This is a genomic window from Streptomyces sp. NRRL S-495 (assembly GCF_000966955.1).
Lineage (GTDB): Bacteria > Actinomycetota > Actinomycetes > Streptomycetales > Streptomycetaceae > Kitasatospora > Kitasatospora purpeofusca.
Genome location: NZ_JZWY01000104.1, coordinates 25609 through 42066, shown reverse-complemented (window position 1 = coordinate 42066; position 16458 = coordinate 25609). Strand labels below are relative to the sequence as shown.

General features: G+C 72.0%; 14 protein-coding genes, 2 tRNA genes and 2 pseudogenes. 3 read left to right on the top strand and 15 right to left on the bottom strand.

The genetic code is table 11. The annotated features are described in order from the left end of the window. Positions 1–349, top strand: a 349-nt coding sequence (locus VR45_RS07765; protein ID WP_045938912.1) for a hypothetical protein, incomplete at its 5' end; no start/stop codon positions are given. On the opposite strand, the gene VR45_RS07760 is transcribed toward VR45_RS07765, so the two are convergent. The 3 genes from VR45_RS07760 to VR45_RS07750 form a co-directional block, all read right to left on the bottom strand. Beyond that, positions 292–954 carry an aminodeoxychorismate/anthranilate synthase component II gene (locus VR45_RS07760; protein ID WP_045938911.1) on the bottom strand — a complete coding sequence of 221 codons (663 nt, stop codon included), beginning with the start codon at positions 952–954 and terminating at the stop codon, positions 292–294. The two genes, VR45_RS07765 and VR45_RS07760, sit on opposite strands and share 58 nt — an antisense overlap. 57 nt (positions 955–1011) lie before the next feature. Beyond that, on the bottom strand, positions 1012–1191 hold the full coding sequence (locus VR45_RS07755) for a hypothetical protein (RefSeq protein WP_030392405.1): 180 nt from the start codon (positions 1189–1191) through the stop codon (positions 1012–1014). A gap of 73 nt (positions 1192–1264) precedes the next feature. After that, positions 1265–2020 (bottom strand): DUF881 domain-containing protein, encoded by a 756-nt coding sequence (locus tag VR45_RS07750; RefSeq protein WP_045938926.1) that lies wholly within the window; start codon positions 2018–2020, stop codon positions 1265–1267. A 120-nt stretch (positions 2021–2140) separates the two neighbouring features. Between VR45_RS07750 and crgA the strand changes: the two genes are divergently transcribed. Continuing rightward, positions 2141–2389 carry a cell division protein CrgA gene (gene crgA / locus VR45_RS07745; protein ID WP_030305412.1) on the top strand — a complete coding sequence of 83 codons (249 nt, stop codon included), beginning with the start codon at positions 2141–2143 and terminating at the stop codon, positions 2387–2389. Between the two features lie 362 nt (positions 2390–2751). On the opposite strand, the gene VR45_RS07740 is transcribed toward crgA, so the two are convergent. Continuing rightward, on the bottom strand, positions 2752–3660 hold the full coding sequence (locus tag VR45_RS07740) for a rhomboid family intramembrane serine protease (protein WP_107084125.1): 909 nt from the start codon (positions 3658–3660) through the stop codon (positions 2752–2754). Positions 3661–3944: 284 nt separating this feature from the next. Between VR45_RS07740 and VR45_RS07735 the strand changes: the two genes are divergently transcribed. Next, positions 3945–4682 (top strand): DUF5324 family protein, encoded by a 738-nt coding sequence (locus VR45_RS07735; protein WP_159394143.1) that lies wholly within the window; start codon positions 3945–3947, stop codon positions 4680–4682. A gap of 72 nt (positions 4683–4754) precedes the next feature. On the opposite strand, the gene VR45_RS07730 is transcribed toward VR45_RS07735, so the two are convergent. The 11 genes and pseudogenes from VR45_RS07730 to gnd form a co-directional block, all read right to left on the bottom strand. Further along, positions 4755–4827, bottom strand: a tRNA-Ala gene (locus tag VR45_RS07730). Positions 4828–5018: 191 nt separating this feature from the next. Beyond that, positions 5019–5147, bottom strand: a complete 129-nt coding sequence (locus VR45_RS43750; RefSeq protein ID WP_014137031.1) for a DLW-39 family protein — start codon at positions 5145–5147, stop codon at positions 5019–5021. A gap of 256 nt (positions 5148–5403) precedes the next feature. Then, positions 5404–5781 carry a DUF6191 domain-containing protein gene (locus VR45_RS07725; RefSeq protein WP_353612669.1) on the bottom strand — a complete coding sequence of 126 codons (378 nt, stop codon included), beginning with the start codon at positions 5779–5781 and terminating at the stop codon, positions 5404–5406. 158 nt (positions 5782–5939) lie between these two features. Further along, a tRNA-Ile gene (locus tag VR45_RS07720) sits at positions 5940–6016 on the bottom strand. 16 nt (positions 6017–6032) lie between these two features. Then, entirely contained in the window at positions 6033–7427 is a 1395-nt protein-coding gene (locus VR45_RS07715; RefSeq protein ID WP_045938909.1) for a cyclopropane-fatty-acyl-phospholipid synthase family protein, read from the bottom strand. A 283-nt stretch (positions 7428–7710) separates the two neighbouring features. Then, on the bottom strand, positions 7711–8448 hold the full coding sequence (locus tag VR45_RS07710; RefSeq protein WP_045938908.1) for a DUF3566 domain-containing protein: 738 nt from the start codon (positions 8446–8448) through the stop codon (positions 7711–7713). Positions 8449–8606: 158 nt separating this feature from the next. Next, positions 8607–11153, bottom strand: a complete 2547-nt coding sequence (gene gyrA / locus VR45_RS07705; protein WP_045938923.1) for a DNA gyrase subunit A — start codon at positions 11151–11153, stop codon at positions 8607–8609. Positions 11154–11277: 124 nt separating this feature from the next. Then, entirely contained in the window at positions 11278–13299 is a 2022-nt protein-coding gene (gene gyrB, locus VR45_RS07700) for a DNA topoisomerase (ATP-hydrolyzing) subunit B (protein WP_045938922.1), read from the bottom strand. Positions 13300–13558: 259 nt separating this feature from the next. Then, a complete protein-coding gene (locus VR45_RS07695; protein WP_234325874.1) occupies positions 13559–14080 on the bottom strand; it encodes a DciA family protein in 522 nt (173 codons plus the stop codon). A gap of 172 nt (positions 14081–14252) precedes the next feature. Next, a pseudogene (gene recF, locus VR45_RS07690) lies at positions 14253–15405 on the bottom strand (DNA replication/repair protein RecF). A gap of 61 nt (positions 15406–15466) precedes the next feature. After that, positions 15467–16363 (bottom strand): annotated as a pseudogene (gene gnd / locus VR45_RS07685) (phosphogluconate dehydrogenase (NAD(+)-dependent, decarboxylating)); the annotation flags it as partial. Between the last annotated feature and the right edge of the window lie 95 nt (positions 16364–16458).

Below are 16458 nucleotides of genomic sequence, written 5' to 3'. Positions count from 1 at the left end.
GCTGGGGCTGCTGGGGCTGCTGGGGCTGCTGACCGTACTGGCCCGGCTGGGGCTGCTGCGGGTACTGGCCGTACTGGTCCTGCTGCGGGTACGCGCCCTGCTGCGGGTACGGCCCCGCGCCGCCCTGCGGGTACTGCTGCGGGGCCTGCTGGTACGGGCCGCCCTGGAGGTGCTGCTGCCCGTACGGGTCGTGCTGCTGCCCGAACGGCCCCCCGGCGCGGTACGCGTCACCGCCCTCCGGGTCCGCCCCCGGCTGGTATCGCCCCTCCGGACGCACCGCGGTCACGCCGCTCAGCCCCGGCCGATCACCGGGGCGAGCCCGGCCGACCGGTCGACGGCCAGCGGGTAACCGCACTGGGCCAGCCAGTTGGCGAGCATCCGGTGACCGCCCTCGGTGAGCACCGACTCCGGGTGGAACTGCACACCCTCCACCGCGAGGTCCCGGTGGCGCAGCCCCATGATGACGCCGCTGCCGGTGCGCGCGGTGACCACCAGCTCGTCCGGCACGGTGGCCGGCTCGACCGCCAGCGAGTGGTACCGGGTCGCGGTGAGCGGTGAGGGCAGGCCCGCGAACACGCCGCCGTCCTCGTGCTCGACCGGCGAGGTCTTGCCGTGCAGCAGCTCCGGCGCCCGGCCGACCACCGCGCCGTAGGCCACCGCGATCGACTGCAGCCCCAGGCAGACGCCGAACACCGGCAGGCCGGCCCGCGCGCAGTGGTGCACCATCTCGATGCAGACGCCGGCCTCCTCCGGGGCGCCCGGACCGGGGGAGAGCAGCACCCCGTCGAAGCCCCGGTCGCCGTCGCGGCGCACCGCGTGCTCGACGGTCACCTCGTCGTTGCGGACCACCTCGCAGGTGGCGCCGAGCTGGTAGAGGTACTGGACCAGGTTGAAGACGAAGCTGTCGTAGTTGTCGACGACCAGGATGCGGGGCTGGGTCGGCCGGGAGGTCATGGGCGCGCGTTCTCCGAGGGGTGCGGGGACCGGGACGGGACGGGGCGGGTCGTCGGGTCAGCCGACGGCGCCGTCGCCGTTCCCGTCCACTGTGACGTCACCGAAGGGGAGCAGCGGTTCCGCCCACGGGAAGACGTAGGTGAAGAGCAGGTAGACCAGTCCCAGCACGAGGAGCACCGAGATCGCGGCCTTGACCAGGATGTTCCCCGGCAGATGACGCCAGATCCAGCCGTACATGGTGCTCCCTCGACGTATTGGACTGGGGTCAAGAGTAGACCCGGCCCCGGGAGCGGTCCGGCGCACCGGCCCGCTACTGGCCGGTGGCCGAGCGGAGGTCCGCCGTGCCCGAGTAGCCGGGCAGGGCGAGGTCGCCGCTCTCCTGCAGCTTCCAGCCCAGGCCGTAGGCCTGCACGTACTTCTGGTAGGTGCGGATCGAGGGGTCCGTGTCGACGGCGGCGCGCAGCGCGTCGGTCCGCCCGACCGCCTTGACCACGTAGGGCGGGGAGTAGACCCGGCCCTGGAGCAGCAGGGTGTTGCCGACGCAGCGGACCGCGCTGGTGGAGATCAGCCGCTGGTCCATCACCTGGACGCCCTCGGCTCCGCCGCGCCAGAGCGCGTTGACCACGGCCTGGATGTCCTGCTGGTGGATGACCAGGTCGTTGACGTCCGGCTCGCGCACCCCGGGGACGCGCGAGGTCGCGTTCGGCGGGGCGTCGTTGAGGGTGACGGTGAGGCCGGGGCCCTGGAGCGGCTCCAGGGCGGCGGCCTGTTCCAGGGCGGTCAGCCGGGCGGCGTCGGCCGGACTGCCGCCCTGCTGCTCGGTGAGCCGCTGGGACCGGTCCTGGAGGTCGGCGAGCTGGGCCTGGGACTGCTGGTTCTGGGCGCTGCGCTGCCGTATCACGTCGGAGAGGCTGAGCAGCGAGTTGTCGGTGCGCAGATCGGTGCCGCGGGCGGTCTGCGCGCTGATGTAGAAGAGCAGTCCGGCGAGCGCGAAGACGGCGCAGGTCAGGGCACGTCCGACAATTCGGGTGCCGGAGGCGCGGGTACGGACGGGCCGAGGGGGAATCGACAAATTAGGCACCGTACCCTTATCTCCTTCGGACCCGCCGAGCCACTACGCTAACGGACGCCGCCACACCACCGTGAACCCCTGCGCGGTCACAGCGCATCGACAGGAGAGCTCCTCGTGCCGAAGTCCCGACTCCGCAAGAAGTCCGACTACACGCCGCCGACCACGGCGACGGTGAAGATCAGTTCGGGCCGCGGCTGGGTTGCCCCCTTGATGTTGGCGATGTTCCTGATCGGTCTGGTCTGGATCGTCACCTATTACGTGACGAGTGGCAGCTGGCCCGTCGAGAGCTGGCGGAACTGGAACATCCTGGTGGGCTTCGGCTTCATCGCGGCGGGCTTCGGCGTCTCCACCCAGTGGAAATGACGTTCGGGCCCCGGCCCTGAGTTCCTCCACCGCCGCCCCGGTACGGTTCGTCCCCGGGGTGGCTTCGTGGTGCGCCCGGACGGCTGTGCGGAGCTCCGGGGTTCGCGGTTATCCGCTTATCTCGTTTATCCACATGGTTATCCACAGTGGGGAAAAGTCCTGCGGGCCTGTGGATAACTTGCGCCGGGGGCGCTTTCCGCACCGCCGCGCGCCCTCCCCCGAATACTGGATACGCACAGCGGGACACGCGTAGAACGGTCGTCCGCACCCATCGGTCGGCACCGCCTGTGCACAACCCCGTACCCGCTGTGGACAACCGTGCGGTCGTCGTACCCGCGCGCGTACCGTCCGGCGGCGTCGGATCACCCGCCGTAGGCGGCCGTCCCGACCAGGAGCATCACCAGCACCAGGCCCGCCACCCCCGCCAGCGTCAGCCCCTGCACCGCCGCCCGGTGGGCCCGCGGGGCGTACATCAGGCCGGCCGCGGTCAGCATCCCGGCGACCAGCCCGCCGAGGTGGGCCCGCCAGTCGATGCCCTGCACCGAGAAGGTGACGATCAGGTTGAACACCAGCAGCGCGACGATCGGCCCGAGCGGCGCCCGGACCCGGCGGTACAGCACCACGGTCGCGCCCAGCAGGCCGAAGACCGCGCCGGAGGCGCCCAGCGACCGCATCGAGTCACCGGCCACCAGGAACGCGAAGGCGCTGCCGGCCAGCCCGGAGAGCAGGTAGAGCGCGAGGAAGCGGATCCGCCCCAGCGCGGCCTCCAGCTGCGGGCCGAGCACCCAGAGCACCAGCATGTTGGTGGCGATGTGCCAGGGCGCGGTGTGCAGGAAGACGGCGGTCAGCAGCCGGTACCACTGGCCCGGGCCCTCGGCGACGCCGTTGGTGAAGGGGTACGACGGGTCGGGGGCGAAGCTGCGCAGTTCGAGGTCGTAGCCCAGCCACGGCGTGAGCACGTAGGCGGCCAGGACGAACACCACCAGGTTGATGCCGATCAGCGCCTTGGTGACCAGGGGGTCGCCGCCGGCCGGGCGCCCGCCGAACCGGGTGGTCGCCCGCCGGACCTGCCGGCCGCCCTCCTGGACGCACTCGGGGCAGTGGAAGCCCACCGAGGCGTTCACCATGCACTGCGGGCAGATCGGCCGGCCGCAGCGCGAACAGCCGATGCCGGTCTCCTGCTCGGGGTGCCGGTAGCAACGGGCCGGCCCGTGCCCGCCCTCGGGCCCCGGAGTCCGGTCGATCGGCGGCCTGGGCTCGTCCGGGAGCATCGGCAATCCCCTTCTGCCACGACTTGCTGCGACTTGCTGCGACGACGCGTGCGCGCTCCCGACGGGGACCCGCCGGAACCGCCAGCCTACTGCGGCCATACCCGCGCCCGACCGGCCCACGCGCCCCCGACCGCGCCGTCGCGCCGCACGGCGGCCCACCCCGGCGCCCCGCAGCGTTGCCCCGCGTACGGCCCACTCCGGCATGCCGTCGGACAAATACGGATGCATGATCAGCATTCAGGTGGATATGTGCATATAGGACGCCACCAGGAGGAGAGACTCTCGTGACCCGTTTGGACTCGGCCCGTGAGACGGCCGGCAACTTCGCGGACAACGCCCGGCAGCAGGCCTCCCAGGCCGCCCACACCGCGCGCGTCCAGTACGACCGGCACATCGCCCCCCAGGTCGGTCACGCCTTCGCCAGCCTGCCACCGGAGGCACAGCAGAACGCCCTCAAGGCGCTGCACCGCGCCCAGGAGAAGGCGCTGGCCGCCCGCCTGTCCGCCGCCCGGGCCGCCGACCAGGCCCGCTCCACCGTCGCCCCCAAGGTCGTGCAAGCCGTCGAGGAGGCCCGCGCCGCCGTCGTCCCGGTGGCGCAGGAGGCCCAGATGCGCGGCGCCGCCGCCCTGACCGCGATGCGCGGCAATGTCACCTCGGCCGAGATCGGCGACCTCGCGGCCCGCAACGCCCGCCGGTCCTGCCGGGGCGGCTGGGCCACCGGCCTGGCCGTGGCCGGCCTGGTCGCGATCGCCAGCGGACTGGTCGCCTGGCAGTGGTGGCGGCACCGCAGCAACCCGGAGTGGCTGGTCGAGCCGCCGTCCGCCGCCTCCGCCGGTCCGGTCGGCGCGCACGCCTCGGGCACCGGCGGCAGCACCGTGAACGGCTCGGCCGACACCCCGGACGGGGCCGCCGCGGTGGAGGACCGGCCCGGGTCGGGCCCGGCGCAGGACCATGCCGGGCCCGCCGCGGCCCACGACGAGGACGACCGTCCCAAGCCGCACGATCCGCGCAAACCGCACTGAAAAAGCCCGGCGGCCGCTGACCTGGGTTCAGGTCGGCGGCCGCCGGGCCGTCCACACGCGGTGGACACACTGTGGAGCTTAGGAGACTCGAACTCCTGACATCTGCCTTGCAAAGGCAGCGCTCTACCAACTGAGCTAAAGCCCCGGGGCGGCACCATGCGCACCACCGGGCACTAGCGTACCCGGTTCCGGCGCGAATCCGGTGCCCTGTCCCGGCTCTCCTGCCGTGCGGGGCCGGGAACGTCCGGCCGACCCGGTCACCCGACCGGGCCGACCGGCCCTGGAGGCACCGTCCGGCGCCTCCGAAGACTGTCGATCGTCAGATCGTCCGGGGCCTCAGCGACCGGCCGGGACCGGGTCGGTGGCCTCGGTCCACAGGTCCTGCTCGGCGCGGTCCGCCTGGACCTGACGGTAGACAAAGAAGCCGCCGAGGGCGACCAGGGCGACCAGGAGAAGCTTCTTCACCGCGGGACCTCGTCCTTCTTGCGTTGACGGACTCAGCAGCCGTGCGCCGATCGTTCCGATCGGGCCGACGAGTCCATGGTTTGTTACGAGCACGAACGGGCTGTCGGCTGGCCGGACTGCCCTTGCGGCCGATGATACACACCGGTGTCCCAATCGTGACCAGCCACCGCTGCCTCCAACCGACCCGTCCGGTCGGAGGATTGACGCCACACCTCCTGTCGTACGTTCCGCCCGGCGCAGACCCTCCGCAGGGCCGTCACCGTTCCTGCCCGACCGACCGCGGCACCGGGCCGGAAGCCCGGTCGGGAGCCGGTGCGGACGCCGGAGCGGGAGCCGGGGCGGACGCCGTCGGAGGCACCACCACCGCCACTCCGCCCGCGAGGTCCACCCTGGTGCGGGGCGGCGCGCCCTCGCCCTCCTCGTCGCGCAGCATCAGACTGCTCTGCCGCTCGTCGAGCTGGTGCTGCTTGCCGGCCGCGAACTGCGCGTGCAGCTGCTCGAAGCCGGTCGCGGATATCTGTCCCTCCCGGCCGGTCCCCCGCCAGGGCACCAGCCGCGACCGGCGTGCCCGCAGGGCCAGCTGGTCGACGAAGGACAGCGCCACCAGCACACAGACCAGCCCGGGAATGGTCATCGCGAAGACCATCGCCATGTGCGCCACCGCCTCGTCCGTCGGAAGCCGCCGGGGAGTCCCGGCCCCGCCCGGTACAACCCCCGGGCGGGGCCCGTGGTTCCGGCTCCCGGCCGGGAAAACGCCGAAGGGCCCGGAGCGGTGCTCCGGGCCCTTCGCGGTGGTGGGGCTAACAGGACTTGAACCTGTGGCCTCTTCCTTATCAGGGAAGCGCTCTAACCGTCTGAGCTATAGCCCCTTGCCGCACTGAAAGATTAGCGGACCGATCGCCGATCCCCCAAATCCGATACGTCCGGCCCTCCGCCGGGACCCTCCGGGAGGGGCAGGTCGGAGGCGGTGCCCGGGGCGGCCAGCCATTCGGCGCGGGTGGCGGGCAGCCGGGCCGCGCCGTCCGCGCCGGTGCGGACCGCGAGGATCTGGTTGACCCCGATCCGGTTCTCCTCGAAGGCCAGCGCGGAGGCCGCCATGTAGAGCCGCCAGACCCGGGCCCGGCCGCGGCCGACCAGCCGGACCGCCTCCGTCCAGTGCGCCTCCAGATTGGCCACCCACTCACGCAGGGTCAGCCCGTAGTGCTCGCGGAGCGACTCGACGTCGCGCACCTCGAAGCCCGCCGCCTCCAGCCGGGACACGGTGGAACCGACCGGCGACAGCTCGCCGTCCGGGAAGACGTAGCGGTCGATGAACGGGCTGGGGCGGTACGGCTCGCCGGGGCGGTCCGGCCGGCGGGCGATCTGGTGGTTGAGCAGTCGGCCGCCGGGCGCCAGCAGCCGGTACAGGTGCTCCGCGTACACCTGGTACTGGGCCTCTCCGACGTGCTCGGCCATGCCGACGCTGGAGATCGCGTCGAACGGGCCGTCCGGGATCTCCCGGTAGTCCTGGAGCCGGATCTCCACCCGGTCCGCGAGGCCCGCCTCCTCGACCCGCCGGCGGGCCAGCGCCACCTGCTCCGCGGAGATCGAGACCCCGACCGCCGTCACCCCGTAGTGCCGGGCCGCGTGCAGCACCAGCGAGCCCCAGCCGGAGCCGACGTCCAGCAGCCGCATCCCGGGCCGCAGGCCGAGCTTGCGGCAGATGAGGTCCAGCTTGGCCTCCTGGGCCGCCTCCAGACTCCTGGCGGCCGGCTCCCAGTACGCGCAGGAGTACACCATCGAAGGACCCAGCACCAGGGCGTAGAAGTCGTTGCCGACGTCGTAGTGGTGGTGGATCGCGGCGCGGTCCCGGCTGCGACTGTGCGCCCGGCCGCGGCTGTCCGGCGCCTCCTCGGCCGGCGGGGCCGGCTGGGGGCCGATCGCACCCGCTCGCAGCAGGGCGCCCACGGCGCGGCGGCCCCTGGCCCCCAGTACGTCACCGGGGCCGAGCCGCAGCCGGCGCACCTCCGGGAGTTCGGCGACGTGCGCGACCGCGCGCAGCACCTCGTACAGGTCGCTGCCCGGGGCGACGTCGAGGTCGCCCGCGACATAGGCCCGGGCCAGGCCCAGCTCGTTCGGCCGCCAGAGCAGCCGGCGCAGCGCCCTGCGGTTGCGCAGCACCAGGGTGGGCGCCCCGGGCGGGCCGGCGGTGCTGCCGTCCCAGGTCTGCAGTCGCAGCGGCACCGGGACCCCCAGCAGCCCGTCCAGGGCCTCGACCAGTCGCCTTGCGAGCTCCGCCACCGCGCGCCTCCGTCCTACCGTGCCTGTGCGGCCGTACCGGTCCCGACCGGTGGGTCCGGGTGGGACCGGGAGGCCTGCGGCGGCCGGGAGAAGCGGAACGGGCTGACCAAGCTAAGCCCACCACCCACCCGGCCCGTCCGGGAGGCGCGCCGCGCACTGCGGCTGTCACCCGAATGCCGACGGGCCCCACCGGCTGCAACAGCCGGTGGGGCCCGCTGATTCCGCCCCTGGGCGGAAACGCCCCGTGCGGGGCGGGAACTGAGCCCGGGTCATGCCCGGACGGTCAGTCCTCCTCGGCCAGGGTGAGCTCGATGCCGCCGGTGAAGCCGGCCGCCGCGTTGTAGATGAACGCCGAGAGCGTGGACAGCGCGGTCAGCAGCACCACGTCGACCACGGCGATCAGCGAGGTGAAGGTCATCACCTTGCCGAAGCCCACGTAGTCCATGAGGTTCAGGCCGCCGCCGTTGGTGTCCGAACCGGTGACGTCCTTCAGCGTCTTGGCGAGCGAGTCGAAGACGCCGAGCGAGTCCAGCGTCATCCACAGCACCGCGGCCGCCACGATGATGATGATCCCGACCGCCAGCGACAGCAGGAAGCTGACCTTCATGACCGACCACGGGTCGGCCTTGGTCACCCGCAGCCGGGCCTTCCTGGTCCGTCCCAGGCCGCCCGCGGCCACCGGCGGGGCGGCCGGGCGGCGGGTGCCGCCGGCGGGCGTCCCGCCGGGCGGGGTCGGGCCGCCGCCGACCCGGGTGCCCCGGGGCGGGGTCGGCTGCCCCTTGGCGTAGGTGGTCGGCTGCGAGAACCCGCTCCCGCCACCCGCCGGTGCACCCGGCGGCGGGGCCGGCTGGCCGCCGTACCCCGCGCTGCCCTGGCCCGCACCGCCGACCGGGGGCATCAGCGAGGTGGACGCGGCCGGGTGCTCGGCCGGCGGCTGCGGCACGCCGTACGCCCCGCCGCCCTGTGCTGCGCCCGGACGGCCGCCGGTGGCTCCTCCCGCAGCACCCGTGGCTCCACTCACTGGTCCTCCCGCACTTCCCACCAGGACGGCCGCACCGCCCTGCTTCGTCACTCGTCATCCAGCGCCCGGCGGGATTGCCCGGTACTGGTCGTCGGCCGGTACCGGCACGTCGCGCACGAATGTACGGATGTGACGGTACCGGCCGACGCGGTACGAGGTCAGGCCTGGGCGCTCTGCTCGCCCGGCGCCGTTCCCGTACCTTCGGCCTCCTCGGTGGACCCGGTGGACTCGATGGCCACCTCGTCCTCGACCGACTCCTCGTCCTCGGCCTCCGCGTTGCGGGCCATGCCCACGACCGCATCGCGCTTACCCAGGTTGATCAGTTGGACGCCCATGGTGTCACGTCCGGTTTCACGAACCTCGGAAACCCTCGTGCGGATCACCCCGCCGGACAGGGTGATCGCCATGATCTCGTCGCTCTCGTCCACGACGAGGGCGCCGACCAGCGAGCCCCGGCCCTCGACGATCTTCGCCGCCTTGGTGCCGTAGCCGCCGCGTCCCTGGACACGGTACTCGTCCACCCCGGTGCGCTTGGCGTAGCCGCCGTCGGTCGCGGTGAAGACGTAGGTGTCCGGGCGGACCACGTTCATCGAGAGCAGTTCGTCGTCCTCGCGGAAGGACATGCCCTTGACGCCCGAGGTGGCGCGCCCGGTCGGGCGCAGCGCGTCGTCGGTCGCGGTGAAGCGGATCGACTGCGCCTTCTTGGACACCAGCAGCAGGTCGTCCGCGGCGGAGACCAGTTCGGCGCCGATCAGCTCGTCGTCCCGGCCCTCGTCGTCCTGGCGCAGGTTGATCGCGATCAGACCGCCGGAGCGCGGGGAGTCGTAGTCCTTGAGCTGGGACTTCTTCACCAGGCCGGCCCGGGTGGCGAGGACGAGGTAGGGCTTGTCCTCGTAGGTGCGGACGGCCATCACCTGGGCGATGTGCTCGTCCGGCTGGAAGGCCAGCAGGTTGGCCACGTGCTGGCCGCGGGCGTCGCGCCCGGCGTCCGGCAGCTCGTAGCCCTTGGCGCGGTAGACCCGGCCCTTGTTGGTGAAGAACAGGATCCAGTTGTGGGTCGTCGTCACGAAGAAGTGGTCGACGATGTCGTCCTGCTTGAGCTGCGCGCCGCGCACGCCCTTGCCGCCGCGCTTCTGCGAGCGGTAGAGGTCGGAGCGGGTGCGCTTGACGTAGCCGCCGCGGGTGATCGTGACGACGATGTCCTCCTCGGCGATGAGGTCCTCGATCGAGAGGTCGCCGTCGGAGGGGATCAGGGTCGAGCGCCGCTCGTCGCCGTACTTCTCGACGATCGCGGTGAGTTCCTCGGAGATGATCTCGCGCTGGCGGACCGGCGAGGCGAGGATCGCGTTGTACTCGTCGATCTTGCGCTGCAGCTCGTCGTGCTCGTCCATGATCCGCTGCCGCTCCAGGGCGGCCAGCCGGCGCAGCTGCATCTCCAGGATCGCGTTGGCCTGGAGCTCGTCGATCGAGAGCAGCTGCATCAGGCCGCTGCGGGCGGCGTCGGCGCTGGCCGAGGCCCGGATCAGCGCGATGACCTCGTCGATCAGGTCCAGGGCCTTGAGCAGGGCGCGCAGGATGTGGGCGCGCTCCTCGGCCTTGCGCAGCCGGAAGGTGGTGCGCCGGACGATGACCTCGACCTGGTGGTTGACCCAGTGCCGGATGAAGGCGTCGAGCGACAGGGTGCGCGGCACGCCGTCGACCAGGGCCAGCATGTTGGCGCCGAAGTTGGTCTGCAGCTCGGTGTGCTTGTAGAGGTTGTTCAGCACGACCTTGGCGACGGCGTCGCGCTTGAGCACGACCACCAGGCGGGTACCGGTCCGGGACGAGGACTCGTCGCGGACGTCCGCGATGCCGGCGACCCGGCCGTCCTTGACCAGGTCGGCGATCTTCAGCGCGAGGTTGTCCGGGTTGACCTGGTACGGCAACTCGGTGATCACCAGGCACTGGCGGCCCTGGATCTCCTCGACCTCGACCACGGCCCGCATGGTGACCGAGCCGCGGCCGGTGTGGAAGTAGTCGTTGATGCCGCGGTGGCCGACGATCAGCGCGCCGGTGGGGAAGTCGGGGCCCTTGATCCGCTCGATCAGGGCCTCCAGCAGCTCCTCGTTGGAGGCGTCCGGGTGCTCCAGCGCCCAGAGCGCGCCGGAGGCGACCTCGCGGAGGTTGTGCGGCGGGATGTTGGTGGCCATGCCGACCGCGATGCCGGTGGCGCCGTTGACCAGCAGGTTGGGGATGCGCGCGGGCAGGACGGTCGGCTCCTGCGAGCGGCCGTCGTAGTTGGCGGCGAAATCGACGGTCTCCTCGTCGATGTCGCGCATCATCTCCATGGCCAGCGGCGCCATCTTGCACTCGGTGTAGCGCATGGCGGCGGCCGGGTCGTTGCCCGGCGAGCCGAAGTTGCCGTTGCCGTCGACCAGCGGCATCCGCAGCGACCACGGCTGGGCCAGCCGGACCACGGTGTCGTAGATCGAGGTGTCACCGTGCGGGTGGTAGTTGCCCATCACGTCGCCGACGACGCGGGCGCACTTGTAGTAGCCCTTCTCGGGGCGGTAGCCCCCGTCGTACATCGCGTACAGCACCCGGCGGTGGACCGGCTTCAGGCCGTCGCGCACCTCGGGCAGCGCCCGGCTGACGATCACGCTCATGGCGTAGTCGAGGTACGAACGCTGCATCTCGGTCTCGAGCTCGACCGGCTCGATGCGCATGGTCACCGTAGCGGCGGCCTCGGGGGTCTCGGGCTGCTCGCCGTCGGGACGGTTGTCGTCGACCACTGGTGGTCAGTTTCCTTTCACGCGGACTGGTACGTGCGGGGCCTGCTGCGGGCAGGCGTCACACGTCCAGGAAGCGGACGTCCTTGGCGTTGCGCTGGATGAAGGAGCGGCGGGCCTCGACGTCCTCGCCCATCAGGACCGAGAACAGCTCGTCGGCACGGGCGGCGTCCTCCAGGGTGACCTGGAGCAGCAGCCGGTGCTCGGCGTCCATGGTGGTGACCCGGAGCTCCTCGGCGTTCATCTCGCCGAGACCCTTGAACCGCTGGATCGCGTCGTCCTTGGGCAGCCGGCGGCCGGCCTCGACGCCGGCCGCGATCACGGCGTCGCGCTCGCGGTCGGAGTAGGCGTACTCGAAGTCGTCCTTGCCCCACTTGATCTTGTACAGCGGCGGCATCGCGAGGTACACGTAGCCCGACTCGACCAGCGGCCGCATGAAGCGGAACAGCAGGGTCAGCAGCAGGGTGCGGATGTGCTGCCCGTCGACGTCGGCGTCGGCCATCAGCACGATCTTGTGGTACCGCAGCTTGGACTCGTCGTAGTCCTCCTGGATGCCGCAGCCGAAGGCCGAGATCAGCGCCTGGACCTCGGTGTTCTGCAGCACCTTGTCGATCCGGGCCTTCTCGACGTTCAGGATCTTGCCGCGGATCGGCAGGATGGCCTGGGTGCGCGGGTCGCGGCCCTGCTTGGCCGAGCCGCCGGCGGAGTCACCCTCGACGATGAAGATCTCGCACTCGGACGGGTCCTTGGACTGGCAGTCGCTGAGCTTGCCCGGCAGCGAGGCGGACTCCAGCAGGCCCTTGCGGCGGGTGAGGTCGCGGGCCTTGCGGGCGGCGACGCGCGCGGTGGCGGCCTGGATGGACTTGCGGATGATGTCCGCGGCCTCGTTGGGGTTGCGGTCCAGCCAGTCGTTCAGCTGCTCGTGCACGACCCGCTGGACGAAGGTCTTCGCCTCGGTGTTGCCGAGCTTGTCCTTGGTCTGGCCCTCGAACTGCGGCTCGCCGAGCTTGACCGAGATGATCGCGGTCAGGCCCTCGCGGATGTCCTCGCCGGAGAGGTTGTCGTCCTTCTCCCGGAGCAGCTTCTTGTCGCGGGCGTAGCGGTTGACCAGACCGGTCAGCGCGGCGCGGAAGCCCTCCTCGTGGGTACCGCCGCCGTGGGTGTGGATCGTGTTGGCGAAGGAGTAGACCCCCTCGGTGTACGAGGAGTTCCACTGCATGGCGATCTCGACCGAGATCGCCTTGTCCTTGTCCTCCGCCTCGAAGTCGATCACCGAGGGGTGGATCACGTCGCCCTTGCGGGAGTTGAGGTGGGCGACGAAGTCGGCGATGCCACCGTCGTACTTGTAGGTGACGGAGAGCGGCTTGCCCTCCTCGTCGACGTGCTCCGGGCGCTCGTCGGTCAGGGCGATGGTCAGGCCCTTGTTGAGGAACGCCATCTCCTGGAAGCGCCGGGAGAGCGTCTCGAAGGAGTAGACCGTGGTCTCGAAGATGTCCGGGTCGGCCCAGAAGGTGACGCTGGTGCCGGTGAGCTCGGTGGCCTCGTGCTGCGACAGCGGGGCGGTCGGCGCGCCGACCTTGTACTCCTGCGTCCAGCGGTGGCCGTCGGTGTGGATCTCCACGGCGAGGCGGGTGGACAGCGCGTTCACCACCGAGACGCCGACGCCGTGCAGACCGCCGGAGACCGCGTAGCCGCCGTTGCCGAACTTGCCGCCCGCGTGCAGGACCGTCAGCACGACCTCGACGGCGGGCTTGCCCTGGCCCGGCATGATGCCGACCGGGATGCCTCGGCCGTTGTCGACCACGCGGACGCCGCCGTCGGCCAGGAGCGATACGTTGATGGTGTCCGCGTGCCCGGCCATCGCCTCGTCGACGGAGTTGTCCACGATCTCCTGCACCAGGTGGTGCAGGCCGCGCTCACCGGTGGAACCGATGTACATGCCGGGGCGCTTGCGGACGGCGTCGAGGCCCTCCAGCACCTGGATGGCGCTGGCGTCGTACGACCTCTCGGCCTGGTCGGTCTGGTCTGGGATCTGGCTGGGGTTGCCGGAATCGGCCACGAAGCGCCCTCTCTGGCACAGCACGGGCCGCATCCCCGCTCCCCTACGGGCGGGCGTGCGACCACGGCGTTTCGACTCGGTTGCCACTAGCAACAGTGTTTGCCCTTCAGTCTACCGGTACGACTGACATCGATGGGCGTTTGGCAGCCTCTGAGGGCAGAAATGCCGCCCTGAATCCCCTCGGGACATGTCCCGATACTCGACCGGGGGGCTCAGAGCGCCTGGAAGGGCCGTCAGGGGTTCCGGAGGATTACGGTCCGCTCCCTCCCGGCACCCTCCGGGGTCACCCCCAGGTGTCACCCGGCCCCTTGCTGCCGGGAGCGCGCAGCCGGCCGTAGCCGCGCACCGGGGCGGCCGGGCCGAGCACCTTGATCGTGCGCACCGTGCCGTGGCCCAGCTCGTGGTTCAGGCGTGCCACCAACTGCCGTGCCAGCCAGCGCAGTTGGGTCGCCCAGGCGGTGGAGTCGCACTGCACGGTGAGCACCGCCGCCTCGTCGTCGTAGGCGGTCGGGGTGCAGTGCGCGGCGATGTCGGGCCCGACGATCTGCGGCCAACGGCCCATCACCCCGCCGACCGCCGCCGAGGACTCCCAGCCGCGTTCGGTCAGCAGCCGGTTGAGCGCCGCCCCCAGCGGCACCGGGTCACGGCCGTCCGAGCGGGCCCCGCTGCGCAGACCTGTGCGCTTCGCCTCACGCTTCTCGCGCACCTGCTCACCGCGCTGGCGGGCCTGCGCCCGGGCCGCCCGCAGCGCCGAACGCGCCAGATCGGCACCGGTCGGCTCGGGGTGCTCCGCCGACTCGCTCACGGCGATCTCCTTATCCCCACCCTGTGGACAACGGTGAGCCGTCCAGCGTACGGGAGCCGGACCGGCCCGGGCGGCGCGGGTGGGTGTCGTACGGAGGTGTCCGGGACCGCCCGGGCAGCCCTCGGCGGGGCGGGGGAGACCCGCCGCGGGCCGGGTACGGCGGACGGCGGGATCAGGCGGTGACGCGCTGCACCGCGCCGTCGGCGACCGTGTACCGGGCCCCGGCCAGCGCCTTCGGCACGTCCTCGGCGACCGCCGCGGTGACCAGCACCTGCTCGCCGCCGGCCACCAGCTCGGCCAGCCGGTCGCGGCGGGCGGCGTCCAGCTCCGCGAAGACGTCGTCCAGGATCAGCACCGGCTCTCCCCCGTCCGAGCGCAGCAGCTCGTAGGAGGCCAGCCGCAGCGCCAGCGCGAACGACCAGGACTCGCCGTGGCTGGCGTAGCCCTTGGCGGGCAGCGGACCGAGCTTGAGCACCAGCTCGTCCCGGTGCGGACCGACCAGGGTGATCCCCCGGTCGACCTCCTGCTTGTGGACCGTCCGCAGCGCCTGGAGCAGCTGCTCCTCGGCCTCCTCGCGGCTGGTCGGCAGCTCGCCCTCGAAGGAGCTGCGGTACTCCAGCGCGGTGTCGCCGCCCCCCGGCGCGAGCTGCCCGTAGGCGGCCGAGACCAGCGGCTGGAGGGAGGCCACCAGCTGCAGGCGGAAGGCCGTGAGCTCGGCGGAAGGCCGTGAGCTCGGCGCCGGCCCGGGCCAGATGGCCGTCCCACACCTCCAGGGTGGAGAGGTCGGCGCCCTTGCCGCCACCGGCCCGGCGGGCCATCGCGGCGGTCTTCAGCAGGGCGTTGCGCTGCTTGAGCACCCGCTCGTAGTCCTGCCGGACCCCGGCCAGCCGGGGCGCGCGGGCGGTCAGCAGCTCGTCCAGGAAGCGCCGGCGCTCCCCCGGGTCGCCCTTGACCAGGGCGAGGTCCTCGGGGGCGAACAGCACGGTGCGCAGCAGGCCCAGCACATCGCGCGGGCGGACGTTGTCGGAGCGGTTGATCCGGGCCCGGTTGGCCTTGCCCGGAGTGATCTCCAGCTCGACCAGGGTGGAGCGTCCCCGGTCGACCACCGAGGTGCGGATCACGGCGCTCTCGGCGCCCAGCCGGATCAGCGGGGCGTCGGTGGCGACCCGGTGGCTGCCCAGGGTGGCGACGTAGCCGACCGCCTCGACCAGATTGGTCTTGCCCTGGCCGTTGGGGCCGACGAACGCCGTCACGCCCGGGTCGAGGGGAACCTCGGCCCGGGCGTAGGAGCGGAAGTCGGCGAGCGACAGGTGCGCGACGTGCATGGCGGTGGACTGCGCTCGCCTTCTGTGGAGAAGCCTCGGGTTCTGTGGAGAAGCTTCGGGACTACTTCGACTCGACCGCGTGGCCGCCGAACTGGTTGCGCAGCGCGGCGATCATCTTCATCTGCGGCGAGTCGTCCTGGCGGGAGGCGAAGCGCGCGAACAGCGAGGCGGTGATCGCCGGCAGCGGGACGGCGTGGTCGATCGCGGCCTCGACGGTCCAGCGGCCCTCGCCGGAGTCGGCGGCCCAGCCCTTGAGCTTGGCCAGGTGCTCGTCGTCGTCCAGGGCCCGGACGGCCAGGTCGAGCAGCCAGGAGCGGATCACGGTGCCCTCCTGCCAGCTGCGGAAGACCTCGCGGACGTCGGTGACCTCGGGGGCGGCCTCCAGCAGCTCCCAGCCCTCGGCGAAGGCCTGCATCATCGCGTACTCGATGCCGTTGTGGACCATCTTGGCGAAGTGGCCGGCGCCGACCGCGCCCGCGTGCACCGAGCCGAAGTCGCCCTCGGGCTTGAGCGCGTCGAAGACCGGCTTGACCAGGGCGACGTGCGCGGCGTCGCCGCCGTACATCAGCGCGTAGCCGTTCTCCAGGCCCCAGACGCCGCCGGACACGCCGCAGTCGACGAAGCCGATGCCCTTGGCGGCCAGCGCCTCGGCGTGCTTGATGTCGTCGGTCCAGCGGGAGTTGCCGCCGTCGACGACCACGTCACCGGGGGACAGCAGCTCGGCCAGCTCGTCCACGGTGGCCTGGGTGGCGGCGCCCGCCGGGACCATGACCCAGACGACGCGCGGGCCCTGCAGCTTGGAGACCAGCTCCTGGAGGCTCTCGACGTCGGAGATGTCGGGGTTGCGGTCGTAGCCGATGACGGTGTGGCCGGCGCGGCGGATCCGCTCGCGCATGTTGCCGCCCATCTTGCCGAGACCGATGAGGCCGAGCTCCATAGCCAAATCCTTACCTGTGGTGACGTCTCTGCGGGCGGCGCCGTTGCCGCGCTTCCTTGAGCCTACGTGCTGGAGCGCGAGCGCCTCCCCGCGATCGGGGCCGACCGGGGGAGGCT